The organism is Streptomyces sp. NPDC001606, from assembly GCF_053596835.1.
In genome coordinates, this window is record NZ_JBSFHC010000009.1 from 127,597 (window position 1) to 154,041 (window position 26,445).

The 26,445-nt window shown below is 72.6% G+C and carries 22 protein-coding genes and 3 tRNA genes; 12 read left to right on the forward strand and 13 right to left on the reverse strand.

From position 1 onward, the window contains the following. Nucleotides 1-73: 73 nt before the first annotated feature. The gene (locus ACWCV9_RS18540; protein ID WP_450787881.1) at nt 74-1,111 is read left to right on the forward strand and encodes a rod shape-determining protein; all 1,038 of its coding nucleotides are present in this window, start codon (nt 74-76) and stop codon (nt 1,109-1,111) included. Nucleotides 1,112-1,271: 160 nt separating this feature from the next. Here the strand turns inward: ACWCV9_RS18540 and ACWCV9_RS18545 are convergent, their stop codons facing one another. Continuing rightward, nucleotides 1,272-1,850, reverse strand: a complete 579-nt coding sequence (locus tag ACWCV9_RS18545; protein ID WP_385844752.1) for a TetR/AcrR family transcriptional regulator — start codon at nt 1,848-1,850, stop codon at nt 1,272-1,274. Between the two features lie 91 nt (nt 1,851-1,941). Between ACWCV9_RS18545 and ACWCV9_RS18550 the strand changes: the two genes are divergently transcribed. Genes ACWCV9_RS18550 through ACWCV9_RS18560 form a run of 3 tightly spaced genes read left to right on the forward strand, consistent with a single transcriptional unit; the run spans nt 1,942 to nt 3,560 of the window. Beyond that, nucleotides 1,942-2,388, forward strand: coding sequence for an anthrone oxygenase family protein (locus tag ACWCV9_RS18550; RefSeq protein ID WP_450787884.1), 447 nt, complete (start codon nt 1,942-1,944; stop codon nt 2,386-2,388). 27 nt (nt 2,389-2,415) lie between these two features. Next, the gene (locus ACWCV9_RS18555) at nt 2,416-2,898 is read left to right on the forward strand and encodes a DUF4267 domain-containing protein (RefSeq protein WP_450787886.1); all 483 of its coding nucleotides are present in this window, start codon (nt 2,416-2,418) and stop codon (nt 2,896-2,898) included. After that, the gene (locus ACWCV9_RS18560; protein ID WP_450787888.1) at nt 2,895-3,560 is read left to right on the forward strand and encodes an ANTAR domain-containing response regulator; all 666 of its coding nucleotides are present in this window, start codon (nt 2,895-2,897) and stop codon (nt 3,558-3,560) included. Before ACWCV9_RS18555 ends, ACWCV9_RS18560 begins: the two co-directional genes overlap by 4 nt. A 201-nt stretch (nt 3,561-3,761) precedes the next feature. On the opposite strand, the gene ACWCV9_RS18565 is transcribed toward ACWCV9_RS18560, so the two are convergent. The 4 genes from ACWCV9_RS18565 to ACWCV9_RS18580 all read right to left on the reverse strand — a co-directional run bounded on the left by ACWCV9_RS18565 (nt 3,762) and on the right by ACWCV9_RS18580 (nt 8,429). Further along, nucleotides 3,762-4,376: a hypothetical protein gene (locus ACWCV9_RS18565; RefSeq protein WP_450787889.1), complete on the reverse strand. Its 615-nt coding sequence runs from the start codon at nt 4,374-4,376 to the stop codon at nt 3,762-3,764. Beyond that, a complete protein-coding gene (locus ACWCV9_RS18570; RefSeq protein ID WP_450787890.1) occupies nt 4,369-5,142 on the reverse strand; it encodes a glycosyltransferase family 2 protein in 774 nt (257 codons plus the stop codon). Before ACWCV9_RS18570 ends, ACWCV9_RS18565 begins: the two co-directional genes overlap by 8 nt. 7 nt (nt 5,143-5,149) lie before the next feature. Then, the gene (locus ACWCV9_RS18575) at nt 5,150-7,300 is read right to left on the reverse strand and encodes a trehalose-6-phosphate synthase (RefSeq protein ID WP_450787892.1); all 2,151 of its coding nucleotides are present in this window, start codon (nt 7,298-7,300) and stop codon (nt 5,150-5,152) included. A gap of 130 nt (nt 7,301-7,430) precedes the next feature. Continuing rightward, the gene (locus tag ACWCV9_RS18580; protein WP_450787894.1) at nt 7,431-8,429 is read right to left on the reverse strand and encodes a carbohydrate kinase family protein; all 999 of its coding nucleotides are present in this window, start codon (nt 8,427-8,429) and stop codon (nt 7,431-7,433) included. 112 nt (nt 8,430-8,541) lie between these two features. Between ACWCV9_RS18580 and ACWCV9_RS18585 the strand changes: the two genes are divergently transcribed. Continuing rightward, on the forward strand, nt 8,542-8,763 hold the full coding sequence (locus tag ACWCV9_RS18585; protein WP_450787896.1) for a hypothetical protein: 222 nt from the start codon (nt 8,542-8,544) through the stop codon (nt 8,761-8,763). Between the two features lie 104 nt (nt 8,764-8,867). Here ACWCV9_RS18585 and ACWCV9_RS18590 read toward each other — a convergent pair. The 3 genes from ACWCV9_RS18590 to ACWCV9_RS18600 all read right to left on the reverse strand — a co-directional run bounded on the left by ACWCV9_RS18590 (nt 8,868) and on the right by ACWCV9_RS18600 (nt 9,268). Then, a tRNA-Ile gene (locus tag ACWCV9_RS18590) sits at nt 8,868-8,941 on the reverse strand. Between the two features lie 175 nt (nt 8,942-9,116). Next, nucleotides 9,117-9,189, reverse strand: a tRNA-Asn gene (locus ACWCV9_RS18595). 6 nt (nt 9,190-9,195) lie between these two features. Continuing rightward, a tRNA-Asn gene (locus ACWCV9_RS18600) sits at nt 9,196-9,268 on the reverse strand. A 159-nt stretch (nt 9,269-9,427) separates the two neighbouring features. Between ACWCV9_RS18600 and ACWCV9_RS18605 the strand changes: the two genes are divergently transcribed. From ACWCV9_RS18605 to ACWCV9_RS18620, 4 genes are all read left to right on the forward strand, one after another. Continuing rightward, a complete protein-coding gene (locus ACWCV9_RS18605; RefSeq protein ID WP_385844738.1) occupies nt 9,428-9,733 on the forward strand; it encodes a YtxH domain-containing protein in 306 nt (101 codons plus the stop codon). A 62-nt stretch (nt 9,734-9,795) separates the two neighbouring features. Then, entirely contained in the window at nt 9,796-11,235 is a 1,440-nt protein-coding gene (locus ACWCV9_RS18610) for an FGGY family carbohydrate kinase (protein WP_450787898.1), read from the forward strand. 150 nt (nt 11,236-11,385) lie between these two features. Beyond that, nucleotides 11,386-13,119, forward strand: coding sequence for an ABC transporter ATP-binding protein (locus ACWCV9_RS18615; protein WP_450787899.1), 1,734 nt, complete (start codon nt 11,386-11,388; stop codon nt 13,117-13,119). Next, nucleotides 13,119-15,047: an ABC transporter ATP-binding protein gene (locus ACWCV9_RS18620; protein WP_450787900.1), complete on the forward strand. Its 1,929-nt coding sequence runs from the start codon at nt 13,119-13,121 to the stop codon at nt 15,045-15,047. The genes ACWCV9_RS18615 and ACWCV9_RS18620 overlap by 1 nt, the downstream gene beginning before the upstream one ends. Nucleotides 15,048-15,090: 43 nt before the next feature. On the opposite strand, the gene ACWCV9_RS18625 is transcribed toward ACWCV9_RS18620, so the two are convergent. From ACWCV9_RS18625 to ACWCV9_RS18645, 5 genes are all read right to left on the reverse strand, one after another. After that, nucleotides 15,091-16,311, reverse strand: coding sequence for an RNA polymerase sigma factor (locus ACWCV9_RS18625; protein ID WP_450788074.1), 1,221 nt, complete (start codon nt 16,309-16,311; stop codon nt 15,091-15,093). 142 nt (nt 16,312-16,453) lie between these two features. Beyond that, complete coding sequence (gene dnaG, locus ACWCV9_RS18630) at nt 16,454-18,358, reverse strand: DNA primase (protein ID WP_450787901.1); 1,905 nt, start codon at nt 18,356-18,358, stop codon at nt 16,454-16,456. Nucleotides 18,359-18,405: 47 nt separating this feature from the next. Continuing rightward, nucleotides 18,406-19,671, reverse strand: coding sequence for an NAD(P)/FAD-dependent oxidoreductase (locus tag ACWCV9_RS18635; RefSeq protein WP_450787903.1), 1,266 nt, complete (start codon nt 19,669-19,671; stop codon nt 18,406-18,408). Between the two features lie 103 nt (nt 19,672-19,774). Beyond that, on the reverse strand, nt 19,775-21,049 hold the full coding sequence (locus ACWCV9_RS18640) for a deoxyguanosinetriphosphate triphosphohydrolase (protein WP_450787905.1): 1,275 nt from the start codon (nt 21,047-21,049) through the stop codon (nt 19,775-19,777). Nucleotides 21,050-21,469: 420 nt separating this feature from the next. Then, nucleotides 21,470-22,336: a sirohydrochlorin chelatase gene (locus ACWCV9_RS18645; RefSeq protein ID WP_450787907.1), complete on the reverse strand. Its 867-nt coding sequence runs from the start codon at nt 22,334-22,336 to the stop codon at nt 21,470-21,472. Between the two features lie 152 nt (nt 22,337-22,488). On the opposite strand from ACWCV9_RS18645, the gene ACWCV9_RS18650 reads away from it, so the two are divergent. From ACWCV9_RS18650 to ACWCV9_RS18660, 3 genes are all read left to right on the forward strand, one after another. Next, nucleotides 22,489-23,166 (forward strand): SanA/YdcF family protein, encoded by a 678-nt coding sequence (locus ACWCV9_RS18650; RefSeq protein WP_450787909.1) that lies wholly within the window; start codon nt 22,489-22,491, stop codon nt 23,164-23,166. 129 nt (nt 23,167-23,295) lie between these two features. Then, on the forward strand, nt 23,296-25,461 hold the full coding sequence (locus tag ACWCV9_RS18655) for a molybdopterin oxidoreductase family protein (RefSeq protein ID WP_450787911.1): 2,166 nt from the start codon (nt 23,296-23,298) through the stop codon (nt 25,459-25,461). 115 nt (nt 25,462-25,576) lie between these two features. Further along, a complete protein-coding gene (locus ACWCV9_RS18660) occupies nt 25,577-26,410 on the forward strand; it encodes an arylamine N-acetyltransferase family protein (RefSeq protein ID WP_450787912.1) in 834 nt (277 codons plus the stop codon). Nucleotides 26,411-26,445: the final 35 nt, after the last annotated feature.

Below are 26,445 nucleotides of genomic sequence, written 5' to 3' on the forward strand. Positions count from 1 at the left end.
GGATGCAGGAAGAGGAAGCGGCCCGCCGGACCGGACGGGCGCACCCACGCCCGCGCACTCGGGAGGTTTTGCCGTGACCGTCAGTCTGGAGCAGTTGCGCCGCTGCCACTTCGCCGTGGACCTGGGGGCGGCCCGCACCCGGGTGTATGTGAAGGGCGCCGGTCTCGTGGTCGACCAGCCGTCCGTCGCGGCCGTGAACACGAAGACCGGCGCGCTCATCGCGGTGGGCGAGTTCGCGGAGAAGATGACGGGACGGACACCGAGCTACATCAGGGTGGTCCGGCCGATCTCCGGCGGCACGGTGGTCGACATCGAGATGGCCCAGCGGATGCTGCGGCACCTCCTCGGCGACAAGATGCGCCGCACGCTGCGCCGCAACCTCCGGCTGCGGGCGGCGGCCTGCACCCCGCACGACGCCGATCCGCTGGCCCAGCGCGCGGTGATCGAGACGCTGGTCGGGCTGGGGGCGCGGCGGGTCGAGCTGGTGGACACGCTGATCGCGGCGGCGGTCGGCTGCGGGCTGCCGGTGGAACGCCCCGAGGCCACCATGATCATGGTGTGCGGTGCGGCCGCCACCCAGGTGGCGGTCCTCTCGCTCAGCTCCATCGTCACCGCCGAGCGGATCCCGGTGGGCGGTGACGCGGTGGACCACGCGATCGTGCAGCATCTGCGGCACGAGCACGAGCTGATGCTGCCCAGCCAGTCGGTACGGCCGCTGCAACTGGCCCTGTCCGGCAACGGTCTCACCCCGCACGGCCCGGCCCGCACCGAGATCCACGGCCGCGACGTGGCCACCGGGCTCGCGCGCAGCGTGCAGGTGGACACCGCCGCGGTACGCGACGCGATCCAGACCCCGCTGACCGCCGTGCTGGACGGCATCGGCAAGGTGCTGCGGCACTGCCCGCCCGACCTGGTCGCCGATCTCGCCGACCGCGGGATCACCATGGTCGGCGGTTCGGCGCTGCTGCCCGGCTTCGACCAGATGCTGCGGCAGGCCACCGGGATGCCGGTGCACATCGCCGAGCGGCCCGACATCTGCGCGGCGCAGGGCCTGGGCGCGATGCTGGAGGGCCGGATCGAGCCGCTGGTGCTGAACCCGCTGGCCGCCTGAGCGGTACGGCCGAGAAGGGGTCTTCCCACCCAGCCCCCGGAGGCGTAGATTCCGCATACCCCGCGACGGCGCCCCCCTGGGCGTCGGCCCGCCGATCCCGGGATGGCAGGCCACGCGGGGGCCAACGTATCGCCGAGCGGGGTCTGTGGGTCGTGGCCGGTCAGACCTTGGCGAGCCGGTCCACCAGCAGCTCCAGCCTCGGCTCGGCGTCCTCGGGCAGCAGGCGGCCCGCGCGGGTGAGGGTGGCGAGCCCGTGCAGGGACGCCCAGAACACCTCCGTGTACAGCCCCGGGTCGACCCCGTCGCCGGCGACCTCGGCCAGGGTCTCCAGCAGCGCGGCGAAGGCGTCCTTCAGCGGCTCCGGGGTGTCCTCCTGCGCGTACGGCAGGCCGCCGTCGAGCTGGAAGATGGCGTCGTACACCGCGGGGTTGCGCTCGGCGAAGTCGAGGTAGGCGCGGGCCAGGGCGGCGACCCGCTCGCGCGGCCCGGCCACGCCGGCGGTCGCGGCCCGCACCGCCACGGCCAGCTCGGTGGCGCCCTGGAGGGCGACGGCCCCGATGATCTCGCGCTTGCCGCGGAAGTGGCTGTACAGGACCGGCTGGCTGTACTCGATGCGCTCGGCGAGCCGGCGGGTGGTGACCGCGTCCCAGCCCTGCTGCTCGGCGAGTTCGCGGGCCGCCGCCACGATGAGGTGCTCACGGGCGGCCCGTTCGCGCTCCTTGCGTTCCTTTACCGACATGCCCCGATCCTAGCACTGCTAGACAATCGAGCGGCAGCAGTACTAGCGTTGACTCGACAGCTAGCAACGCTAGTTCATCGGAGGGATCGTCATGCTCGGCACTCTCGAAGTCGTCACCACCGTCCTCGTCGGCCTGATGGTGGGGGTGGAGTTCTCCGTCGCCTTCATCATGAACCGCATCCTGAACGCGCTGCCCGAGGACAGCGGCCAGCTCGGCCACGCCCACGGCGGCCGCATGCTCGGCACCCTGATGCCGTTCTGGTACATAGGCTCGCTCGTCCTCAGCGCGCTCTGGGCCGTCGCCGGATGGCACCACCACGGCGCCGGACTCGTCGTCACCGCCGCCGCTCTGCTGATCGTCAGCGTGGTGATGTCGGTGCTACTGCTGGTCCCGATCAACAACCGGAACCGGACCTGGACCCCGGAGACCCGGCCCGCCGACTGGAAACAGCAGCTGGACCGCTGGGAGCGCTACCACTACGCCCGCGTCGCCGTCATCATCGCCGCCTTCACCCTGCTCGTCACCGCCCTGGTCTGACCCAGCCGCAACCCCGGGAGAAGAGCCATGTCACTGAAGAAGACCAACACCGTCCTGACCGCCGCCTTCATCCTCTTCATCCTCTGGTTCGGGACGGAGTTCATCCTGATCCCCGAGACCCAGGCGCCCGGCTTCGGCCTGCCGAGCTGGCCGTCCGGCGACGGCGGCGGCTTCCTGATCGTCAAGGGAATCCGCGACGTCGTCCTGGCCCTGGTCCTGGCCGTCCTGCTGGTGACGGGCCAGCGCCGGGCGCTGGGCTGGGTGCTGACGGTGGAGGCCCTCGCCGCGTACGGCGACATGGCCACCGTGCTGGCCCACCACGGCTCGGTGGCCACCGCGCTCGGAGTCCACGGCCTGACCGCGACCCTGATGGTGGTCAACGGCCTGCTGACCCTGCTCGAGACCCGGCGCGCCGCGAAGCACACCCCCGAGCACGCCGGGTGTAGCCGTCGTTCCCCCGGGCAGGCGAGCGCCGAGGGACTTCGAGCAGCGAGCGAGGCGAGGACATGACCTCAGCGGCACGCGTACCGCACCGTGGACGGCCGGTCCCCCTGACCGTCGACCAGCGCACGGAGGGCGACCGGACGATCCTGACCGTACGCGGCGAGCTGGTGCACGGCTGTACGGAAGCCCTGGCCGCGGCCCTGGCCACGCTGCCCGCCGGCGTCACCCGGGTCGACGCGGACCTCGCCGGGGTGTCCTTCATGGACACGGCCGGGCTCGCGTTCCTGGACACGCTGAGCGCGTACGGCCGCCGGTACGGCGTCGCGGTGACCGCCACCGGCTGGCGGGGCCAGCCGCACCGCGTCCTGGAACTGGTCACCGGCGACCCCGCCGGCCCCCTGCACGCCGAGACCCCCGCCCGCCCCGCCTCCGCGGTGGCCCGGGAACGCGACGAGCAACTGGACGTACTGCGCCTGGAGATCGAACAGCTGCGCCACGCCCTCGACTCCCGCCCGGTGATCGACCAGGCCCGCGGCATCCTGATGGCCGCGCACTCCTGCACCCCGGAGCAGGCCTGGACGATCCTGCGGGAGGCCTCTCAGCGGTCCAACACCAAGCTGCGCCGGGTCGCGGCGGCGGTCACGGCGAGCGCGAGCCCCGACGGCCCGGCCCCGCCCGAACCGCTGCGCACCCAGCTGCGCTCGGCGGCGGCCCGGCTCACCCACTGAACGGTTCAGTACGGCAGGATGCGCCCCGAGGGCGTCCTGCGGTCGATCTCCTGCCCGCGCGGGGCGGCGGGCCGCCGGCTGACACGCACCCGGATCCGACGGTCCATGACGCCCTCCTCCTGCCGGTACGGCCCGGCGGGTGGACGCCGGTTAGGGGGTGCGTGCCCAGGACGCGGGCCGTTCAAGCATGGACGGGTCAACTCAGCTCCGGCCGGGACCGTACGGCGCGGCGGCCGGACGGTGACGCCGGATCAGCGCGTCGAAGCCGTCGTACAGGTCGCGGGCCCTGCCGGGCGGCGGCACGAAGGCGGTGACGAACCCGTCGGTGCGCTGGACGGTCACCACCTCGCCGGTGCGCGGGTCGGCCTGGTGCCACACCCCGGCGAGGGCCGCACCGGGCACCCAGCCTGGCTCGGTCTCCGGCCCGCCGCGCCGCCCTCGAAGCACCCTGCGCCGGTAGCCCGGGAACAGCAGCCCCGGCAGCGTCACCACGACGAACAGGACGAGCAGCAGGCTGGCGAGCGCGTCGGCCGCCCAGCGCAGCAGCGCGAGGAGGAGGGCGTAGCAGAGGGAGGCGACGAAGACCCACAGGCAGGCCGTGACGGCGGCGGGCGGCGCACCGGCCTTGCGCAGCAGGCCGAAGAGCACGGCCGAGGCCACCAGCACCAGGACCGTCACACACCCGGCCTCGTCGCCGAGCAGCCGCTCGGCGATCCGGCTGCCGCGCCGGTCCGTGCCGACGACGTATCCGTGCTCGTGGAAGCGGACGGCGACCCGGCCGCCCGGGGTGGCGCGCACGCCCGTGATCTCACGCATTCCGGTGCTCCGCATCCGACGTCCAGGCCCGCAGCGCCTCCGCGTGTTCCCGGATCAGGGACATCCGGGCCTCCCATTCCGACCCGCTCCGGTGGTCGGGGTGGGCGGTGATCTGCCCCGCGTGCTTGCGGTAGGTGAGCCCGGTCTCGCCGATGAACCACCCGTCCGCCAGCGCGTCCAGACCGAGCAGCAGACCGGTGTCGCCCGAGGCGGGCAGGGCCATCCAGCCGCCCAGCAGCGCCAGCAGGGAGCGCCGTACGCACAGCGTGGCGGGGTGGACCCGGGGGCGGCGGTGCTCGGCCCAGAAACCGAAGGCGCTGCCCCGCGGGAGCCGGCCCGGCTCCGGATCGCTCAGCTCGAACGACACGGTGCTGCCGTCCTCGAGGAGATCGACGACCCGGGACGTGGTCCAGCCCACCTCGGGATGCCGCTCCAGCACGGCGAGGTCGCGGGCGAGCGCGCCGGGGGCGAGCCGGTCGTCGGAGTCCAGGGTCTTGACGTAACGCCCGGTCGAGCGGGCGAACGCCATGGTGCGCGCCACATGGGGACCGCCGGCCCGGGAGGCCGAGATCCGGATCCGGGGATCGTCCGCCGGAAGATGCTCCCGCGCCCGGACGTCGCCGCCGTCCTCCTGCACGCACCACTCCCATGACCAGCTGTCGGGAAGCTCCTGCGCGCGCAGGGACTCGTACGCCTCGGGCAGGAACCCCACGGCGCCGCCGTGCACCGGAGTCACGACCGAGACGATGTTCATGTGACCTTTCATGGTCAGATCATCGCTGGCGGATCTCCGTGAGGATGGCGCGGGCCCAGTCGGCGGGGGCGGGGTTGTCCAGCCGGGCGGCCAGCCGGGCGGTGTGGCTGCGGCGCTCCGGGCGCGTCATCGTCACCGCGCGGTGCAGGGTGTCGGCCAGGTCCTGGAGCGAGGCGGGGTCGGTGAGAAGGGCGGCGTCGCGGAGCTGGTCGGCCACTCCGGCGTGCCGGGACAGCACGAGGACCCCGCTGCGGCCGGTCGCGGCGAGCGCGGTGACGTACTCCTGCGCGGTGAGGTTCATGCCGTCGGCGAAGGAGGTCACCCAGAACACGTCCGCCGCCAGGTACTCCTCGACGATCCGGGCGAACGGCAGGGCGCGCGGGATGTAGTCGACCGGCTGCCAGCCGGCCGTCGACCAGCGGGAGTTGAGCGCCGTGACGGCTCTTTCCAGTTCGGTGCGGGTGCCGTCGTAGGCGCGGATGCCGGGCTCCGGCGGAGGGCAGACCAGCCGGAAGCGGAGCCGTCCGCGCAGCGCCGGCTCGCGGTCGAGGAGGGCGGCCAGGGCGCGGATCTTGTGGACGGGTGCCTTCGCGTAGTCGAGGCGTTCGACCGAGAGGACGTCGATGCCGTCGCCGTCCGGGCGGGGTTGGGCGCGGCGCGCGCATCTCTCGACGGCCTGGCGGTCGATGCCCAGGGGGTGCACCCCCGTGCGGGGTGTCCGCGCGGCCCCGGCCAGCAGCCGCCGGAAGTTGCCGGCATGGGCGGCGGTGTGGAATCCGGCCCAGTCGAGCTGGGCGAGGGACGTGCGGAGCTGTTCCCAGGCCGGCAGCGCGCGGAAGGTCTCGGGCGCGGGGAACGGAGTGTGATGGAAGAGGCCGATCCGCAGGTCGGGACGGCGCGCTCGGAGCAGGCCCGGCACCAGCCAGAGGTTGTAGTCGTGCAGCCAGACCGTCGCCTCGTCAGCGGCGTGGTCGTCGATGTGGTCGGCGAAGGCGGCGTTGACCGCCTCGAAGTCGGCCCAGTGGTCCGGGTCGTGGCGGACGAGCCACGGCATGGACATCAGGACGGGCCACAGCGTCTCCTTGCAGGCGCCGTGGAAGTAGCCGCTCCAGGTCTCCCTCGACACGGGCAGCAGGGCGAGCGGCAGCGTCCCGGGCGGCTCGGGAGGGGCACCGACCGGGCCGGAGTGGTCCGGGCCTGCGGCTGTGCGGGTCTCCCGGGGCGTGACGATCGCGGCCGTCCACAGGGCGTGCCGTGGTCCTTCCGCGCCGGGTCCCAGGGCGGAGGTGAGGGTGGGCAGGATGCCGTTCGGGCTGGCCGGCGGCCGCCAGCGCCCGTTGGACCAGTGGAAGGGCGGACGGTGGTAGCCGACCACCACGGGCGCGGGCCTCGGGATCCAGCCGAGGCGTTCCAGGGCGGAGAGGATCGCCGCCGCGCCCTCGAGCGCGGGACGGTGCACCCGGGTGCTGACCGGCACGGCGGCGGACAGCGCGGGCTCCGCGTTGCCCATGATCACCCCGTGCGCCCCCAGCGTGAACAAGGAGAGGTCGTTCAGCGTGTCGCCGGCCACGAGCAGGGACGAGGTGGGCCAGCCGAGCATGCCGGCGAGCGCCCGTACCGCCGGCCCCTTGCCCGCCCCTTCGGGCAGGACGTCGAAGTAGCGGTCCGCCGAGTACGTCCAGGAGCACCCCAGTTCCGCCACGGCGGCCCGGAGTTCGGCCGTCAGATGCTCGGGGCGCAGAAAGAAGGAGCACCGGCCGTCCTGGACGACGCCCTCCTGGTAGACCAGGGCCGGGAACCGGCGGAGCGCCGCACGCACCAGGTCGGCGCCGGGCCAGCCCTTGCGCAGCCGGTCCTCGAGGTCTTGGAGATGACGCATGCCGGCGGCGTCGGCGACGCTCGCTCCCACGTCGGCGACGATCCAGCGGGGGGCGGGCACCCAGGGATCGCGTTCCAGCACGGCACGGACCGACGGCACCGAACGGCCGGTGGCGAACACCACGGTGATCCCGGGGTGCTGCGCCAGGACGCGGTGCAGTCGCCGGCGGGCGCGGTCGTCGCCGCCCAGCAGCGTGCCGTCGAGGTCGGTGATCAGCACGCGGGGGGCCGCGGCCGGGGGCTCGGCAACGGCCGGCCGGTGGCGGGCGGCGGTGGGTGGCGTGTCGGCCATGGGTGTTCCTCTCCGTACAACAGAAGGGGATCGCCGGCGGGCGGCTCGCGGGCCCGCAGGGCGGAGCGCAGGACGCCGGGGAACCCGCCCCTGGTGCCTGGATGTGCCCGAGGCCTGCGCCGATTCCGGGCTAAGGGGCCGTCAGATGAGGTACGTCCCCCTCGTACGCACTGTCGTCCGCCGCCGGCCCCCGGCCGTCGAGCCATGCCCTCAGCCCGTGCGCGTCGAGCGCGGCGCTGGATCCCGGCGCGGTGACCGAGGCCGTCCCGCAGGCGATGCCCGCGGACAGGCAGTCGGCGAGCGGGGCGTCGTCCAGCCACCGGTGCAGGAAGCCGACGTTGAAGCAGTCACCGGCCCCGGTGGTGTCGATGACGTGCACCTCCGGTGCCCCGCGCGCCACCCGGACACCTCCGGACGCGGCGACGGCGCCGGCTGCGCCCCGCTTTACGACCACCGTGGGCACCAGTCCGGCCAGCACATCGAGCGCCTCGCTCACCCCGGCCGCCCCGGTGATCCGCAGCGCCTCCGGCTCGTTGGGCGCGAAGACGTCCACCCTCGCCAGCACCTCGCGCACCGCCGGCATACCCACGTGCCCGGCGTAGTCCTGACAGTCCATGAAGACCCGCGTGCCATGGCGGGAGGCCGCGTCGAGGGCCGCGCCGACCTCGGGTCCGTACTGGAGGAACGGCAGCACCAGCAGGGCCGGGCGGAACGTGTCCACCAGCTCGGCCAGCGACCGCCGGGCCACCGGATCCTCGTAGGCGATCATCGCTCTGTCCTGCGGCTGCGACAGCGCCACGGTCACGTTCCGGACCGGTCCCGCATGGTGCCGGAAGCCGCGTTCGTCGATGCCCTCGGCACGAGCGGCGGCGAGCACCTCCCGGCTGAAGACATCGGTGCCGAAGTCGGCGGCCCACACCACCTCGCGCCCCAGCCGCCGCATGCCCATGGCCGGGGTGAACGCACCACCGGGCACCATGCCCAGTCCACCGGCCCACACCTCGGAGCCGGACGCGACCGGCCCGGTCAGTTCCCGGAAGACCAGATCGACGGAGTACGCCCCCACCACCAGGACCGACTCCCCCGCAGCCGCGGGCCGACGGTGTGTCAGATCCGGCTCATAGGTCATGACTCGAACCCTGGACACTTGCAACCAGTAGTAAACTAGTGACTAATAGTGATGACCCAATGGGACCCATCAATGGCTCAAGGTCGACGAGCGAGCAGCCACCGGAGGCCCTATGCCCCAGACCGATCCGGCCCTCCACGAGCTGCTGGCGACGGTGCGCAGCACACCCCAGGAGGCGGTCGACCATCTGCTGCGGAGCGACGACCCTCATGTGCGCAGGCTCGCGCGCGCCATCGAGGACGTCCGGCGGGACCCAGCGAGCCGGGACACGCCCACGCCGCCGGACGAACCACTTCTCCACATCGACCCGGTGACCCACGACCCGGCCTGGTGACCCCGGCACGTCCGAGGGAGTGAAGGAGGGCCGCCACGCTGGCGTGGCGGCCCTCCTTGTTACGTGTCCGCAGCTAGAAACGCTTCTGCGTCTCCCGTGCGCGGTGGGGCGGGTGGGACTCGAACCCACGGCCGACGGATTATGAGTCCGCTGCTCTAACCGGCTGAGCTACCGCCCCATAGCGGCGTGTCGCGTACATGTGTACGCGCCGTCTGCCGCAGCATAGCCGCTCATACGATCTCCTGCTTCGGATGGTCGGCTTCTGCGCTGCTCATGACCTGGGACTCCGGTGGCGGCCGCCGCAGTTCCCGCGGACATGAAAAAGGACCCCAGCGGGGTCCTCGTTCAGCGTGCTCCCCCGACTGGACTCGAACCAGTAACCTGCCGGTTAACAGCCGGCTGCTCTGCCAATTGAGCTACGGAGGACCGAAGCTCCCCCGACTGGACTCGAACCAGTAACCTGCCGGTTAACAGCCGGCTGCTCTGCCAATTGAGCTACGGAGGATCGCCTCGATTGCATCGAACGTACCTCCCTGGGTATTCGCCAGGGGGCGGGCGCTCGCTGCGACACATACATTAGCGCAAGCAGGGGGGTGCTCCGCCAATCGGTACCCCCGGCGCCCACGTCGCACCTCAGACCAAGGCATAGGGAAGGGTGGCAGCCATGCGCTACCGGCTCACGTTCGTCGCCGGACTGGCCCTCGGTTACGTACTCGGCACAAGGGCCGGACGCGAGCGCTACGAGCAGCTGAAGAAGTCCGCACAGCGGATCGCGCAGAACCCCGCCGTGCGCAACACCGCCGAGACCGCCGCCCACCAGGGCCGGCAGTACGCGGGCAAGGCCTTCCACACGGTCAGCCACAAGGTCGGCGACCGCGTCCCGGAGACCGTGGCCCAGCGTGTCCGCTCGCTGCGCGAGCGCAACATGAACGGCACCCCGGAGGACGACTGGGGAACCAGCAACACGTAAGGGGAGTTCCCGGTACCGGTCGGCGGCAACAGGCGGCCCGCGGATGCTGCAAAATTCTCCGCATGGGGATAGTCGCCGGGTTGGACAGCTCGCCCGATTTCACTCGCATCGTGGTCTGTGACACGGACAGCGGAGCCGTGCTCAGGCAGGGATACGCCCCGCATCCGACGGAGGGCCGCCCCAGCGATGTCGACCCGCAGGCCTGGCTGCTCTCCCTCGGTGAGGCCGCCGGCGGCGGACTGCTGGAGGGCGTGCAGGCCATCGGCGTGTCGGCGCAGCAGCACGCGGTGGTCCCGCTGGACGCCCAGGGCAACACCGTGCGCCCGGCGATGGTCGGCGGTGACAAGCGGGCCCAGGTCGCGGCGGCCGACCTCGTGGACGCGCTCGGCGGCCGGGAGGCCTGGGCACAGGCGGTGGGCAGCGTTCCGCAGGCCGCCCTGCCGGTGACCAAGCTGCGCTGGCTCGCCAAGAACGAACCGGAGAACGCCCGGCGCACCGCCGTACTGCTCCAGGCCCACGACTGGCTGGTGTGGCAGCTGCTCGGGCGGCCGGTGCGGCGGACCACCGACCGGGGCGGGGCCTCCTCCACCGGCTACTGGTCCGCGGCCACCGGCGGCTACCGGCCCGACCTGGTCGAGCTGGCCCTCGGTCACCAGGCGATGCTGCCGGAGGTGATCGGCCCCTCCGAGGCGGCCGGTACCACCCCGGAGGGGCTGTTGATCTCCGCCGGGACCGGGGAGACCATGGCGGCCGCGTTCGGGCTGGGGATCGGGCTCGGCGACGCCGTGGTGTCGCTCGGTGCCTCCGGGTCCGTGATGGCGGTGCACCCGGAGGCGCTCGCCGACCAGTCCGGGATGATCACCTCCCTCGCCGACGCGACGGGCATGCATCTGCCGGTCGTCACCACGCTGAACGCCGTACGCACCCTGCGCGGCACCGCGGAACTGCTCGGGCTGCCGGACCTGGAGACCCTGTCCGACCTGGCGGGGAAGTCCACGCCGGGGGCGCACGGGCTGGTGCTGCTGCCCTATCTGGAGGGCGAGCGGACCCCGCATCTGCCGCACACCGCGGGCACCCTCGCCGGGCTGCGGCGGGAGTCGATGAAGCCGGAGCATCTGGCGCGGGCCGCGTTCGAGGGCATGCTGTGCGGGCTCGGCGACGCGCTGGACGTGCTGCGCGGCCGGGGGGTGGAGGTGCGGCGGGTCTTCCTGCTCGGCGCGGCGGCCGGGCTGCCCGCCGTCCAGGCCTCGGCGCCCTCGCTGTTCGGCGCACAGGTCGTCGTACCGCAGCCCGCGGACTACGCGGCGATCGGCGCGGCCCGGCAGGCGGCCTGGGCGCTCGGTGTGTCGCAGGGCACCCTCGACCCGCGGACCCCGCCGGCCTGGCAGGGCGCGGCGGCGCAGGTGCTGGAACCGGGCGAGGAGCTGGCGGTGGGGCAGGCGGTACGGCAGCAGTTCACGGCCGTACGGGAACAGACGCATCCGGGGGCGTTCCAGGCGTGAACGGCGGGAAGGCGCGCGACAGCGCACAACCACCGGACCGGAGCCGCTCCACTGTTGGCTTAATCGGTTGAGGTAACGCGGGTGGAGTGAACGACGATAGGGGCCAGGGGACACCGACCAGCCCCTGTCGCCGACACCGAGAGACCTAGCGTGCTCATACGACTTCTGCGGGCCTATCTCAGGCCTTACAAGAAACCCATCGTCCTACTGGTGCTGCTCCAGTTCCTCCAGACCTGCGCCACCCTCTACCTGCCCACCCTCAACGCGCACATCATCGACAACGGTGTCGTGAAGGGTGACACGGGCTACATCCTGTCCTTCGGCGCCCTGATGATCGGCATCTCGCTGGTCCAGGTCGGCTGCAACATCGGCGCCGTGTACTTCGGCGCCCGGACCGCCTCCGCCCTGGGCCGGGACGTGCGCGGTGCCGTCTTCGACCGGGTGCAGTCCTTCTCCTCCCGTGAGGTCGGTCACTTCGGCGCCCCCTCGCTCATCACCCGTACGACGAACGACGTACAGCAGGTCCAGATGCTGGCCCTGATGTCGTTCACCCTGATGGTGTCGGCGCCCATCATGTGCGTCGGCGGCATCGTGATGGCGCTCGGGCTGGATGTGCCGCTGTCGGCGGTGCTGGTCGCGGTCGTGCCCGTGCTCGCGGTGTGCGTGACCCTGATCGTGCGGCGGCTGCGGCCGCTGTTCCGGTCCATGCAGGTCCGCCTGGACACGGTGAACCGGGTGCTGCGCGAGCAGATCACCGGCAACCGGGTGATCCGCGCCTTCGTCCGCGACGAGTACGAGCAGGGACGGTTCGGCAAGGCCAACGCCGACCTCACCGAGATGCAGCTCGCCACCGGCCGGATGCTGGCGCTGATGTTCCCCATGGTCATGACCGTGGTGAACCTGTCGTCGATCGCGGTGGTGTGGTTCGGCGCCCACCGCATCGCCGACAACCAGATGCAGATCGGCGACCTGACCGCGTTCCTCGCCTATCTGATGCAGATCGTCATGTCCGTGATGATGGCCACCTTCATGTTCATGATGGTGCCGCGCGCGGAGGTGTGCGCCGAGCGCATCCAGGAGGTCCTCGGCACCGAATCCAGCGTGGTGCCGCCGGCCGCCCCGGTCGCCGAGCTGCGCTCCCACGGCCACCTGGAGATACGGGCGGCCGGCTTCCGCTACCCGGGTGCCGAGGAACCGGTGCTGAAGTCCGTCGACCTGGTGGCCCGGCCCGGCGAGACGACCGCCGTGATCGGTTCCACCGGCAGCGGCAAGTCGACCCTGCTCGGGCTGGTCCCCCGGCTGTTCGACGCCACCGAGGGCGAGGTCCTCGTCAACGGCGTGAACGTCCAGGAGATCGAGCCCCGGCTGCTGGCGCGGACGGTCGGACTGGTGCCGCAGAAGCCGTACCTGTTCGCGGGCACGGTCGCCACCAACCTGCGGTACGGCAACCCGGACGCCACCGACGAGGACCTCTGGCACGCGCTGGAGGTGGCGCAGGCCAAGGACTTCGTGTCCCGGCTGGAGGGCGGGCTGAACGCGCCCATCGCCCAGGGCGGCACCAATGTCTCCGGCGGCCAGCGGCAGCGGCTCGCCATCGCCCGCACCCTGGTCCAGCGCCCGGAGATCTACCTCTTCGACGACTCCTTCTCCGCCCTCGACTACGCCACCGACGCCGCCCTGCGCGCCGCGCTGGGCCGGGAGACCGCCGAGGCGACCGTGGTGATCGTCGCCCAGCGGGTGGCGACCATCCGGGACGCCGACCGGATCATCGTGCTGGACGAGGGCCGGGTCGTCGGCTCCGGCCGGCACGCGGAGCTGATGGCGGCCAACGAGACCTACCGGGAGATCGTGCTCTCCCAGCTGACGGAAGCGGAGGCTGCCTGATGGCCGGGCCCATGGGACGCATGATGGCCGGAGGCGGCCCCGACCAGCGCTCGATGGATTTCAAGGGCTCGGGCAAACGGCTCCTGTCCCTGTTCAGACCGGAACGGCTCACCATCTGCGGCCTGCTGCTGTGCGTGGTCGTCAGCGTGACCCTGAACGTGATCGGCCCGAAGATCCTCGGCAAGGCCACCGACCTGGTGTTCGCCGGCATCATCGGCCGGCAGATGCCCGCCGGGGCCACCAAGGAGCAGGTCCTGGACCAGATGCGGGCCCACGGCCGGGGCTCCATCGCGGACATGCTGAAGAGCACCGACTTCACCCCGGGCAAGGGCATCGACTTCGGCGCGGTGGGGGACGTCCTGCTGCTCGCCCTGGCCACCTTCATGGTCGCCGGTCTGCTGATGGCGGTGGCGACCCGGCTGGTCAACCGGTCCGTGAACCGCACGATGTACCGGCTGCGCGAGTCCGTGCAGACGAAGCTGTCCCGGCTGCCGCTGTCGTACTTCGACAAGCGGCAGCGCGGCGAGGTCCTCTCCCGCGCCACCAACGACATCGACAACATCGGCCAGACGCTCCAGCAGTCGATGGGGCAGCTGATCAACTCGCTGCTGACCATCATCGGCGTGCTCGCGATGATGTTCTACGTCTCGTGGATCCTGGCGCTGGTCGCCCTGGTCACCGTGCCGCTGTCGTTCTTCGTGGCCACCCGGGTCGGCAAGCGGTCGCAGCCGCACTTCGTGCAGCAGTGGCGCTCCACCGGCAAGCTCAACGCCCACGTCGAGGAGATGTACACCGGGCACACCCTGGTGAAGGTGTTCGGGCGGCAGGACGAGTCGGCGCAGGCGTTCGCCGAGCAGAACGAGGCCCTGTACCAGGCGGCGTTCAAGGCGCAGTTCAACAGCGGTGTCATGCAGCCGCTGATGATGTTCGTGTCGAACCTGAACTACGTCCTGGTGGCGGTGGTCGGCGGTCTGCGGGTGGCGTCCGGCGCCCTGTCCATCGGTGATGTGCAGGCCTTCATCCAGTACTCCCGGCAGTTCTCGATGCCGCTGACCCAGGTCGCGTCGATGGCGAACCTGGTGCAGTCCGGTGTCGCCTCGGCCGAGCGGATCTTCGAACTCCTGGACGCGGAGGAGCAGGAGGCGGATCCGGTGCCGGGCCGGCGGCCGGCGGAGCTGCGCGGACGGGTCGCGCTGGAGCAGGTGTCGTTCCGGTACGACCCCGACAAGCCGCTGATCGAGGACCTGTCGCTGAAGGTCGAGCCCGGGCAGACGGTGGCGATCGTCGGCCCGACCGGCGCGGGCAAGACCACCCTGGTCAACCTGCTGATGCGGTTCTACGACGTGTCGGGCGGCCGGATCACCCTGGACGGCGTGGACATCCGGGACATGACCCGGGACGAGCTGCGCTCCGGCATCGGCATGGTGCTCCAGGACACCTGGCTGTTCGGCGGCACCATCGCGGAGAACATCGCGTACGGCGCGGCCGGGGAAGTCACCCGCGGGGAGATCGAGGAGGCCGCGCGGGCCGCGCACGCCGACCGGTTCATCCGCACCCTCCCCGACGGCTACGACACCGTCATCGACGACGAGGGCACCGGGGTCAGCGCGGGTGAGAAGCAGCTCATCACCATCGCGCGGGCGTTCCTGTCCGACCCGGTGATCCTGGTGCTGGACGAGGCGACCAGCTCCGTCGACACCCGTACCGAGGTGCTGATCCAGAAGGCGATGGCCAAGCTGGCGCACGGGCGTACGTCGTTCGTCATCGCGCACCGGCTGTCGACGATCCGGGACGCCGACACGATCCTGGTGATGGAGAACGGCTCCATCGTGGAACAGGGCGCGCACACGGACCTGTTGGCCGCGGACGGGGCGTACGCCCGGCTGTACAAGGCCCAGTTCGCGCAGGCCGTCGCCGAGGTGGACTGAGGGACGGAAAGCGGGGCGCTCACCGCCGGGTGAGCGCCCCGCTTCAGTCCAGATAGCCGCGCAGCTGGTCCGCGAAGGCGTGGTCGCGGAGCTTGTTGAGGGTCTTGGACTCGATCTGCCGTATCCGCTCCCGGGTCACCCCGAAGAGCCGCCCGATCTCCTCCAGGGTGCGGGGGCGGCCGTCGATGAGGCCGTAGCGGAGTTGCACGACCTTGCGCTCGCGCTCGCCCAGCGTGGACAGGACCGCTTCCAGGTGCTCCCTGAGCAGCAGGAACGCGGCCGACTCCACGGGGCTCGCGGCGTCGCCGTCCTCGATCAGGTCGCCGAGGGCGACATCGTCCTCCTCGCCGACGGGGGCGTGCAGCGAGACCGGCTCCTGGGCGAGCCGCAGCACCTCCGACACCCGCTCGGGCGGCAGCTCGAGATGGGCGGCGACCTCGTCCGGGGTCGGCTCGTACCCCCGCTCCTGGAGCATGCGGCGCTGCACCCGGACGACCCGGTTGATCAGCTCCACGACATGGACCGGGACACGGATCGTGCGGGCCTGGTCGGCGAGGGCGCGGGACATGGCCTGGCGGATCCACCAGGTGGCGTAGGTGGAGAACTTGTAGCCGCGGGCGTAGTCGAACTTCTCCACGGCCCGGATGAGTCCGAGGTTGCCCTCCTGCACCAGGTCGAGCATGGTCAGCCCGCGCCCGACGTACCGCTTCGCCACGGAGACCACGAGCCGCAGGTTGGCCTCGATGAGGCGGCGCTTGGCCATCCGGCCCATGACCACCAGCCGGTCCAGGTCGCCCGCCAACTGGCTGTCCACATCGGGGGTGTTGCTCAGTTTCTCCTCGGCGAACAGCCCGGCCTCGACCCGGCGGGCGAGTTCGACCTCCTCGGCGGCGGTGAGCAGCGGGATGCGGCCGATCTCGCGCAGGTACTGGCGGAACAGGTCGGCGGAGGGGCCGCTGGAGTCGGCGCGGACGGCGACCCGCACCTCGACGGTCTCGCCGGGTGCCTCGGGCTCCTCCGGCTCGTCGGCGAGGGCCTCGGGGGAAGGCTCCGCGGGCTCTGCCGGCTCCGCGGGCTCTACGGGCTCCACGGGCACCGCCTCCGGATGCAGGGCGGCGCGGCTCTGCGGAGGGACGGCCACGAGCACGCCCTGCTCCGCGTCCGGCTCGTCCACTGGTGTGCGGGTACTGCTGTCGGACTGGGTGAGGGTCTGGGTCTGCACCGGGGCGACCTCCAGGATGATCGCTGCCGTCGGCTGCGGCAGCGGGTCGTCGGGAGCGGAGAGTCACGGCCTGCGCTCCGGGACTCGGGCACCGCACCCAGTGTGGAGTACGACACATCCCCGCCACGAGGGTCGTGCGGTGACTTTTTGCGTCCGCTCCGTGACCGGCTGGTGATCCGGCGGGTCAGAGGGCCGACGGGCCCTCGTCCTGGAGAGCCCTGTCGTACCTGGTGAGGATCATCATCTCGTTCTGTACGGCCGCCGACTGGGCCGGGTCCGAGTGCCCGAGCCGGGTCAGGGTGCCCTGGAGCTCGGTGAGCCGGCGGGCCACGGCCCGGCGACGGACGGTGACGAGCTGTTCGCCCGCGTAGGCCTCGTCGACCGTGCGCCGCAGGATCGCCTCGACCGCCAGCTCGGTGACCATCGCGCGCACGGTGTCGTCGGGCGCCGCCTCGCGGACCCGGACCAGGTACTCCTGCGCGTCCTGTGCGCCGTACGCGGCGCCGCCCGCCTCCGCGATGGCCTGGCGTACGGCCGCGTAGGGCGGGGCGGTGAACTCGTCGGTGCCGTACGCGTCGAACGCGGGCGACACCAGCTCGGGGCGTTGCAGGGCGAGTTTGAGGAGTTCGCGCTCGGTGGCGTAGACCGGGTTGCGCAGGGTGAGGGCCGGGCCGGAGGCGACGGTGCGGGGGGCGGCCGCCCACTGCTGTTCCGGGCCGCGCGGGCGCTCCGGCTGCGGGGCCTTTCCGCCGCGGTCCCGGGCCCAGCGGGCCAGCTGGGCCACCCGGCGGACGACGAACTGGGTGTCGAGGATGCCGAGCATGCCGGCCAGTTCGACGGCCACCTCGTGCTGGGCGCCGCTGTTCTTGATGCGGGCGACGACCGGCGCGGCCTCGTCCAGGGCGGCGGCGCGGCCGGCGGGGGTGTCCAGGTCGTACCGGGAGACGATCTGGCGCAGCGCGAACTCGAACAGCGGGGTGCGCGGTTCGACCAGGTCGGCGACCGCCTCGTCACCCTTGGCCAGGCGCAGGTCGCAGGGGTCCATGCCGTCGGGGGCGACCGCGATGTAGGTCTCGGCGGCGAACTTCTGGTCGTCCTCGAAGGCGCGCAGGGCGGCCTTCTGGCCGGCCGCGTCGCCGTCGAAGGTGAAGATGACGCGGGCGGAGCCGTTGTCCATCAGCAGCCGGCGGAGGATCTTGATGTGCTCGCCGCCGAAGGCCGTACCGCAGGTGGCGATGGCGGTGGTCACCCCGGCGAGGTGACAGGCCATGACGTCGGTGTAGCCCTCGACGACCACGGCGCGGCTGGTCTTGGCGATCTCCTTCTTCGCCAGGTCGATGCCGTAGAGGACCTGGGACTTGCGGTAGATCGCGGTCTCGGGGGTGTTCAGGTACTTCGGGCCGGTGTCCGCCTCGTACAGCTTGCGGGCGCCGAAGCCGACGACCTCCCCGCCGATGTCCCGGATGGGCCACATCAGCCGGCCCCGGAAGCGGTCGATGGGTCCGCGCCGGCCTTCCTGGGAGATCCCGGAGAGGATCAGCTCCTTGTCGGTGAAGCCCTTGCCGCGCAGATAGCGGGTGAGGTGGTCCCAGCCCTGGGGGCTGTAGCCGACGCCGAAGTGCACGGCGGCGGCCTGGTCGAAGCCGCGCTCGGCGAGGAAGATCCGGCCGGTCTCGGCCTCGGGGCTGGTGGCGAGCTGCTCGGCGTACCACTGGGCGGCGATCTTGTGTGCCTCGACCAGGCGGATGCGCTCGCCGCGCTGGTGGGCGGGGTTGTATCCGCCCTCCTCGTAGCGCAGCGTGATGCCGGCCTGGGCGGCGAGGCGTTCGACCGCCTCCGAGAAGGAGAGGTGGTCGACCTTCCTCACGAAGGTGATGGTGTCGCCGCCCTCCTGGCAGCCGAAGCAGTGGAAGAGTCCCTTGCTCGGGCTGACCTGGAAGGACGGCGACTTCTCGTCATGGAACGGGCAGAGACCCTTGAGGTTGCCGCCGCCCGCGTTGCGCAGCTGGAGGTACTCGGAGACCACGGCGTCGATCGGGACCGCGTCCCGTACCGCCTTCACGTCCTCGTCGTTGATCCGTCCTGCCACGCGTGAATTCTACGGGGGTGCTGTGACAGTCCCGGTGCCCTCGGGCGTCAGGGCAGGAGACTGTCCAGGGCCACATGGGGGTCGGAGAGGGCCTCGCTGTTCACCTGTGCCCGGGAGCGGATCAGCTTCTGGATGTGCTCTGTGACATCCCACACGTTCACGTTCATCCCGGCCAGCACCCTCCCCTCGCGCACCCAGAACGCGATGAACTCCCGCTTGCCCGCGTCGCCCCGGATCACCACCTCGTCGTACGAGCCCGGCGGCGCCCAGCCGCTGTACTCCATGCCCAGGTCGTACTGGTCGGTGAAGAAGTAGGGGACCCGGTCGTGGACCACGTCCTTGCCGAGCATCGAGCGGGCCGCCGCGGGGCCGCCGTTCAGCGCGTTCGCCCAGTGCTCGACCCGGATCCTGGTGCCGACCAGCTGGAGCGGGAAGGCGGCGACGTCACCGGCCGCATAGATATCGGGGTCGGAGGTGCGCAGCCGTTCGTCCACCGCGATGCCGCCGCCGTGCGCCCGGTCGGCCAGCTCCAGCCCCGCCGTCTCGGCCAGGCCGGTGCGGGGTACGGCGCCGATCGCCGCGAGGACGTCGTGCGCCGGGTGCTCCTCGCCGTCGTCCGTGCGGGCGGCGAGGACCACGCCGTCCTGGCCGACGATCTCGGTGAGCTGTCGCCCGAAGTGGAAGCGGACACCGTGCTCACGGTGCAGCTCGGCGAAGACGTTGCCCAGCTCGGGGCCGAGCACGCCGTGCAGCGGGGTGGGCGCCGGTTCGATCACGGTGACCTCGGCGCCGTACTCGCGGGCCGCCGCGGCGACCTCCAGGCCGATCCAGCCGGCGCCCGCGATCACCAGGTGCCCGTTGTCCCGGCCGAGGGCGCTGAGGACCCCCTTGAGGCGCTCGGCGTGGGCGAGGCGGCGCAGATGGTGCACGCCGGCCAGGTCGGTGCCGGGGATGTCGAGCCGGCGCGGTTCGGCGCCGGTGACCAGGAGCAGCTTGTCGTAGCGGACCAGGGTGCCGTCGTCGCCGAAGCGGACCGTCTTCGCGGTGCGGTCGATCGCGTCGACGGTCTGGCCGAGGTGCAGCTCGATGTCGTTCTGCGCGTACCAGGCGGGCTCGTGCACGAAGACGCTGTCGCGTTCCTTCTTGCCGAGGAGGTAGCCCTTGGAGAGCGGCGGGCGCTCGTAGGGGTGGTCGCGTTCGTCGCAGATCAGTATCACCCGGCCGGTGAAGCCCTCCGCACGGAGCGTCTCGGCCGCCTTCGCGCCGGCGAGGCCGCCTCCGACGATCACGAATGTCTGATCCGCGTCGACCACTTGATGCCTCCTCGTAAGGGTGCCGCCATCTGCGAGCCTCCCGCACACGGCGGCGTGCGGGAAGAGGGAGTGACCCGATCAGGCCAGCCGGGTCACGTTCCTCTCACATATGCCCCGTCAGTCTCGCGTGCAGCGACCGCGCGGAGGCGTCGGTGAGCGAGGCGATCTGGTCGACGATCACCCGCTTGCGCGTGTGGTCGTCGCCTGCCCCGTGGAACAGTGCCCGAAACTGCGGGTCCAGACCGTCCGGCGCGCGGGCGGTGAGCGCGTCCGCCAGCTCCGCCACGATCACCCGCTGGTCGGCGCGGAGCCGCTCCTGTTCGGCGCGCTGCATCACGTACCGGTCGGCGACGGCCTTGAGCACCGCGCACTCCATGCGGGTCTCGCGCGGTACGACCAGCTCGGCGCCGTAGCGGGTGAGCCGGCCGGTGCCGTACGCGGCGCGGGTGGCGCCCTCGGCGGCGAGGCAGAACCGGCCGATGAGCTGGCTGGTGGCGTCCTTCAGCCGGGCCTGGGCGACCGCGGTGCCGTCGTAGCCGTGCGGCCACCATTCCTCGTCCAGCAGACGGTCCAGGGCCGCGGCGAGTTCGGTCGGGTCGGTGTCCGCGGGTGCGTAGCGGCGGACGGCGACCTCGAACACCGCCTGCCGCTCGGGCTCGGCGTGCAGGCAGTTGGGGTCGATGTGGCCGGCGTGCAGTCCGTCCTCGACGTCGTGCACCGAGTACGCCACGTCGTCGGACCAGTCCATGACCTGCGCCTCGAAGCAGGTGCGGGTGCCGGGGGCGTGCGCCCTGACCCAGTCGAACACCGGCCGGTCGTCCTCGTACACGCCGAACTTGCCGGACCCCTGGTCGGTGGGGTGGGCGCCGCGCGGCCAGGGATATTTCGTGGCGGCGTCCAGGGTGGCGCGGGTGAGGTTGAGGCCGACGGACCCTTTCTCGGTGAACCGCTTGGGCTCGATGCGGGTGAGGATCCTGAGCGACTGGGCGTTGCCCTCGAAGCCGCCGCAGTCGTCCGCGAAGTCGTTCAGGGCCTGCTCGCCGTTGTGTCCGAAGGGCGGATGGCCGAGGTCGTGCGCGAGACAGGCCGCCTCCACCAGGTCCGGGTCACACCCGAGGGCCGCGCCCAGCTCCCGGCCGACCTGCGCGCATTCGAGGGAGTGGGTCAGCCGGGTGCGGGGGCTGGGGTCCCAGGTGTGGGTCCGCGCGCCGGGCGTGACCACCTGCGTCTTCCCGGCGAGCCGGCGCAGCGCGGCACTGTGCAGGATGCGGGCCCGATCCCGCTGGAAGGCGGTGCGCCCGGGCCGCTTGTCGGGCTCCTCGACCCAACGCTCGGCCGACGCCGGATCGTAACCGGTGGGGGATGCGGTGCCTTCCATGCCTCGACAGTAAGCGGCGCCGCTGACAATCGGGCGGTGCGGGGGGCGTGGGTGCGGGTGGGTTCTGTCGTTCGGGGGGGTGAGGTCAGGGACGGGCCTGTGCTCAGGGGGCCGTCGGGCGAGGTGGGGTGGCGCGTGGGGCGCGTGGCCAAGCGGCTTCCGCCGGGGGTGGAGTGAGGGTCGGGGTCGGGCGCGTTTGGGGGCCGCCGGGGTGAGGCCGGGTCGGGCCTGTGGCCGGACGGCTCCGCGGGGGCGGGGCGCGTAGGTAGGCGGGGCCGGCGGGGTGAGGCGCGGGGCAGACGGAGTCGCCGCTGGGTTGGGGCCGGCGGGGTCGGGTGGGGCGGCAGGGCTCCGCCGGGAGCGTGTGGAGACGGGGTTCGTCGGGGGCGAATGGGGAGGGAGGTCCGCCCGGGGGCGGGGTCAGGCGGCTTCTGTCCAGGGGGGCGCCAGGCATGCGTCGTACCGGTGGATGATCAGGCGGGCCAGTGCCGGGTGGGCGCCCAGGGGGGCCGATGCGATCCAGGGGGCCTGTTCGGCGCACTGGGTGGCGAAGCGGCCCGGGGCGGTGAAGTACGACGCGACGGCCACCCGGTGCCGGCCGCGGGCCGCGAGGGTGCGCAGCGCCATCGGGACGGTCGGGCTCGCCGCGGAAGCGTACGCGGGGACCACCGGGACGCCGAGCCGGTCGGCCAGGAGGCGGGCGGTGCGACGGGTGTCGGTCGCCGAGTCGGGGTCGCGGGAGCCGGCCGCGGCCAGGATCACCGCGCTGGTACGGCGGGCGGCGGACGGCATGTCGAGGTCCCAGCCGGCCTCGGCCAGACGCTCGTACAGGGTCTCGGCGAGGAGCGGGTGCGGGCCGAGCGGGGCCGCCACGCGCGTGCGTGCCGGTGCGGCGGCCGCCATCTCGGGGATGTCGTGCTTGACGTGGTAGCCCCGGCCGAGGAGCAGCGGGACGAGGACGGCGGAGGTGTCGCCGAGCCCGGCGAGGGTGTCCGGCAGCAGCGGCTCGTTCAGCTCGATGTGGCCCAGGTGGACGGGGAGGCCGGGGCGCACGTCGCGCACCCGCTCCATCAGGGCCCGCACGGTGCTCAGCGCGCGCGGGTCGCGGCTGCCGTGGGCGACCAGGACGAGCGCGGGCGGGGCCGGACGGCGGCCGCCCCGCAGCGGGGAGACGAGCCGCAGCCGGCCGGCGAGCCCGCTGCCGATGCGGTCCATGAGGTGCGCCGTGCTGTCGTGGAAGCCGCGGGCCTCGTCCGGGGAGCCGCCGGCAGGGTGGGACGCCGTCATGCGGAAATCCTCGCGGTGTCAGATTGCGCGGTCGTTGCCGGGCCGTCACGGGTGTTTGCCGCGGCTTCACGTCGTACACGCGCGCGATGTGAGGCGAACCGGAGCGCGCCCGTCGGCGTCCTCCATGGGCGGAACCGAATCATGGGGGCACTATGAAGATCCGCCGACCGCGGCTGCCGCGCACGCGCCAGGGGCAGCGCCGGCTGGTGCAGGCCGTGGTGGCCGGATGCGTGCTGGCGTTGCTGCCGGCGACCTGGCTGTTCGTGTCGACGGCGGACCGGCTGCGCACGACGGCCGACGCGCCGCAGGCACCCGTCGCGGTGGTGTTCGGCGCGGGGCTGTGGAACGGCGAGCCCTCGCCGTACCTGGCGCACCGGCTGGACGCGGCGGTGACGCTGTACCGGCAGGGGCGGGTCAAGGTCCTGCTGGTCACCGGGGACAACAGCCGCAAGGACTACGACGAGCCGGACGCCATGCGCGCCTACCTGCGCCGGCACGGGGTGCCGGACGGGCGGATCGTGCGGGACTACGCCGGGTTCGACACCTGGGACTCCTGTGTGCGGGCCAAGAAGATCTTCGGCGTGGACCGGGCGGTGCTGGTCAGCCAGGGTTTCCACATCCGGCGGGCGGTGGCGCTGTGCGAGGCGGCGGGCATCGACTCGTACGGCGTCGGGGTCGCCGCCACCCACGACGTGACCTGGTACTACGGCGGCACCCGCGAGGTGTTCGCGGCGGGCAAGGCGGCGCTGGACGCGGTGTTCCGGCCGGATCCGCAGTTCCTCGGCCCCAAGGAGCAGGGGGTGACCCGGGCGCTGGCCACCGAGCGGTGACGGCTACGGCTACGGCTACGGCTACGGCTACGGCCTCACGGTGCCCGGTCGCACGCGGGGAGGTCGCCGTGCCGGGGGTGTAACCGGGGGCGGGCACGGGCCGTAACACGCCGGAAGCACGCTGGGCACATGGAGAACACCTCGACGCCCACCCACTGCCCGTACTGCGCCTTGCAGTGCGGGATGAACATCACGCCCCTGCCCACGGGGGGCGTCGAGGTCACCGAACGGGTGGACTTCCCGGTGAACCGGGGCGCGCTGTGCGGCAAGGGGCGTACGGCGGCCGAGGTGCTGTCGCCCGCGGTCCGGCTGACCTCGCCGCTGGTGCGGTCGGGCGGCCGGCTGGTGGAGGCGAGCTGGACCGAGGCGCTGGACCGGATCGCCGGCCGGCTCGGGGCGACGCGCGAGCGGTACGGCGCCGACGCGCTGGGCGTGTTCGGCGGCGGCGGACTGACGAACGAGAAGGCGTACGCACTCGGCAAGTTCGCCCGGGTGGTGCTCGGCACCTCGCAGATCGACTACAACGGCCGCTTCTGCATGTCGTCGGCCGCGGCGGCGGGCACGAAGGCGTTCGGACTGGACCGGGGCCTGCCGTTCCCGCTGGAGGACATCCCGAAGAGCGGGTGTGTGATCCTCGTCGGTTCCAACCTCGCGGAGACGATGCCGCCCTCGCTGCGGTTCTTCTCGGAACTGCGGGAGAACGGCGGCACGCTGATCGTCGTCGACCCGCGCCGCACCCGGACCGCCGAACAGGCCGACCTGCATCTCGCACCGCGCCCGGGCACGGATCTCGCCCTCGCCCTCGGCCTGGTGCACCTGGTGGTGGCCGAGGGGCGGGCGGACGAGGAGTACATACGGGAGCGGACCAGCGGCTGGGAGGAGGCCCGGGCCGGGGCCATGGCGCACTGGCCGGAGTACGTGGAGCGGATCACGGGGGTGTCCGTTCCCGAACTGCGCCGGGCGGTCCGGATGTTCTGCGAGCCGGAGTCGGCGATGGTGCTCACCGCGCGCGGGCCGGAGCAGCAGGCCAAGGGCACGGACACGGTGGGCGCGTGGATCAACCTGTGCCTGGCGACGGGGCGCGCGGGGCGGCCGTACAGCGGTTACGGCTGTCTGACCGGGCAGGGCAACGGACAGGGCGGCCGGGAACACGGGCAGAAGGCCGACCAGTTGCCCGGCTACCGCAGGCTGGACGATCCGGCGGCACGCGCGCACGTGGCCGGCGTGTGGGGCGTGGACCCGGACAGCCTGCCGGGTCCGGGCCGCAGCGCGTACGAACTCCTCGACGCCCTCGGTACGGAGGTCCGGGCGCTGCTGCTGATGGGCTCCAACCCGGTGGTGTCGGCGCCGCGCGCGGCCCACGTCGAGGAGCGGCTGCGGTCGCTGGACTTCCTGGCGGTGGCCGACGTGGTGCTGTCGGAGACGGCGGAACTGGCCGATGTGGTGCTGCCGGTCACCCAGTGGGCGGAGGAGACGGGTACGACGACCAGCCTGGAGGGCAGGGTGCTGCTGCGCCGCCGGGCCGTCGCTCCCCCGCCCGGGGTCCACAGCGACCTGTACGTCCTGCACGAGCTGGCGGACCGGCTGGGGGTGGAGAAGGGCTTCCCGGCCGACCCGGAGGAGGTCTTCGAGGAGCTCCGCCGGGCGAGCGCGGGCGGCCCGGCGGACTACTCGGGGATCACCTACCGCAGGCTGGCGGAGGAGAACGGGGTCTTCTGGCCGTGCCCGCAGGGGGCGGCGGCGCCGGACACTGCCCCTGTTGTGCCGGCCGCGGCTGACGGGCCTGCCGCCGCCGAGGGCGGCTCCACGGCCGGTCCTGCACCTCGTCCCGGCACCCCCCGCCTCTTCCTCGACCGTTTCGCCACCCCCGACGGCCGGGCCCGGTTCGTGCCGGTGACGCACCGGCCGACGGCGGAGGAACCCGACGCCGCGTACCCGCTGCTGCTGACCACCGGGCGGGTCGTGGCGCAGTACCAGTCGGGCGCCCAGACCCGGCGGGTGGCGGAGCTGAACGCGGCCGCGCCGGGCCCCTTCGTGGAGCTGCACCCGCGGCTCGCCCGCCGCCTCGGCGCCGCGGAGGGCGACCGGCTGGCGGTGGTCTCCCGCCGCGGCCGGGCGGTGGCACCGGCCCGCATCACGACCGGGATCCGCCCCGACACGGTCTTCATGCCCTTCCACTGGCCGGGCGAGGGCCGCGCCAACACCCTCACCAACCCGGCCCTGGACCCGACGTCCCGGATGCCGGAGTTCAAGGTGTGCGCGGTGCGGGTGGAGGTCGTGGGCCCTGGGGCGTAGGGCGGGGGTGCGGCGGACGTCCACCCTGCGGTGCAGACGGCTTCCACCCGTGATCCACCCGTGATCCATCCGGGGGCCGAGGCGGGAAGGGGGCGGGTCCGCGTACGGTCCTGGTATGTCCGACAGCAAGCGATTCGATCTCGACGCCTATCTGGCCCGCATCGGGTGGGAGGGCGACCGGCGGCCCGGCCTCGGCACGCTGCGGGGCGTGCATCTGGCCCACGCCCGCTCCCTGCCCTTCGAGAACCTGGACGCGGTGTCCGGCAGAGTGCCGTCGCTGGCCCCCGCCGACCTGGTGGCCAAGATGGTGCACGGGCGGCGCGGCGGTTACTGCTACGAGCACAACACCCTGCTGCGGCTGGCGCTGGAGGCGCTCGGATTCCGGGTGACGCTGCTGGCCGGGCGGGTGGTGCTGGGCGCAAAGACGCCGGAGAGCCGGCCGCGGACGCACGCGATGCTGCGGGTGGAGGTGCCGGGCGAGCCGGAGCCGTATCTGGCGGACGTCGGTTTCGGTGCGGTGGGGGCGCTGCTGCTGCCGGTGCCGCTGGTGACCGGTGTGGAGTTCGAGGGAGCGGGGCGCCGGCACCGGCTGGCGGTGCTGCCGCACCAGGGGCCGCTGGAGCTGTGGGCGTTGCAGGTGTACGACGGCCGGGAGCGGGACTGGGTCGGGCAGTACGCGTTCACCGTGGAGCCCATCGCGCCCGTCGATCTGGAGATGTTCAACTGGTACATCGCCACCAGCCCCCGCTCGCCCTTCACGCGCCGCCCGTATCTCCAGCGCACCACGGCCGACCGCCATCTCGCCCTGGACGGTGCCCGGTTGACGGAGACGCGTGCCGACGGGGCGGTGCTCGGGAGACAGCTGGCCGGGGAGGCCGAGGCGCGCCGGGTGGTGGCGGAGGAGTTCGGGATCGAGGTGCCGGCGGAGGTGCAGCTGACGGCCGACTGAGCGTCCCCGCCCCGGCCCGTCGCCCCCCTCTCCCG

Excerpts from the sequence above, each read along its gene's own strand:
- ACWCV9_RS18585 (WP_450787896.1), top strand. The coding sequence starts at position 8,542 with ATGCCCCAGACCGATCCGGCCCTCCACGAGCTGCTGGCGACGGTGCGC.
- ACWCV9_RS18605 (WP_385844738.1), top strand. The coding sequence starts at position 9,428 with ATGCGCTACCGGCTCACGTTCGTCGCCGGACTGGCCCTCGGTTACGTA.
- ACWCV9_RS18575 (WP_450787892.1), bottom strand. The coding sequence starts at position 7,300 with ATGGCCGACACGCCACCCACCGCCGCCCGCCACCGGCCGGCCGTTGCC.
- ACWCV9_RS18570 (WP_450787890.1), bottom strand. The coding sequence starts at position 5,142 with ATGAAAGGTCACATGAACATCGTCTCGGTCGTGACTCCGGTGCACGGC.
- ACWCV9_RS18580 (WP_450787894.1), bottom strand. The coding sequence starts at position 8,429 with ATGACCTATGAGCCGGATCTGACACACCGTCGGCCCGCGGCTGCGGGG.
- ACWCV9_RS18550 (WP_450787884.1), top strand. The coding sequence starts at position 1,942 with ATGCTCGGCACTCTCGAAGTCGTCACCACCGTCCTCGTCGGCCTGATG.
- ACWCV9_RS18610 (WP_450787898.1), top strand. The coding sequence starts at position 9,796 with ATGGGGATAGTCGCCGGGTTGGACAGCTCGCCCGATTTCACTCGCATC.
- ACWCV9_RS18620 (WP_450787900.1), top strand. The coding sequence starts at position 13,119 with ATGGCCGGGCCCATGGGACGCATGATGGCCGGAGGCGGCCCCGACCAG.
- ACWCV9_RS18650 (WP_450787909.1), top strand. The coding sequence starts at position 22,489 with ATGAAGATCCGCCGACCGCGGCTGCCGCGCACGCGCCAGGGGCAGCGC.
- ACWCV9_RS18565 (WP_450787889.1), bottom strand. The coding sequence starts at position 4,376 with ATGCGTGAGATCACGGGCGTGCGCGCCACCCCGGGCGGCCGGGTCGCC.
- ACWCV9_RS18545 (WP_385844752.1), bottom strand. The coding sequence starts at position 1,850 with ATGTCGGTAAAGGAACGCAAGGAGCGCGAACGGGCCGCCCGTGAGCAC.
- ACWCV9_RS18640 (WP_450787905.1), bottom strand. The coding sequence starts at position 21,049 with ATGGAAGGCACCGCATCCCCCACCGGTTACGATCCGGCGTCGGCCGAG.
- ACWCV9_RS18560 (WP_450787888.1), top strand. The coding sequence starts at position 2,895 with ATGACCTCAGCGGCACGCGTACCGCACCGTGGACGGCCGGTCCCCCTG.
- ACWCV9_RS18655 (WP_450787911.1), top strand. The coding sequence starts at position 23,296 with ATGGAGAACACCTCGACGCCCACCCACTGCCCGTACTGCGCCTTGCAG.
- ACWCV9_RS18555 (WP_450787886.1), top strand. The coding sequence starts at position 2,416 with ATGTCACTGAAGAAGACCAACACCGTCCTGACCGCCGCCTTCATCCTC.
- ACWCV9_RS18660 (WP_450787912.1), top strand. The coding sequence starts at position 25,577 with ATGTCCGACAGCAAGCGATTCGATCTCGACGCCTATCTGGCCCGCATC.
- ACWCV9_RS18645 (WP_450787907.1), bottom strand. The coding sequence starts at position 22,336 with ATGACGGCGTCCCACCCTGCCGGCGGCTCCCCGGACGAGGCCCGCGGC.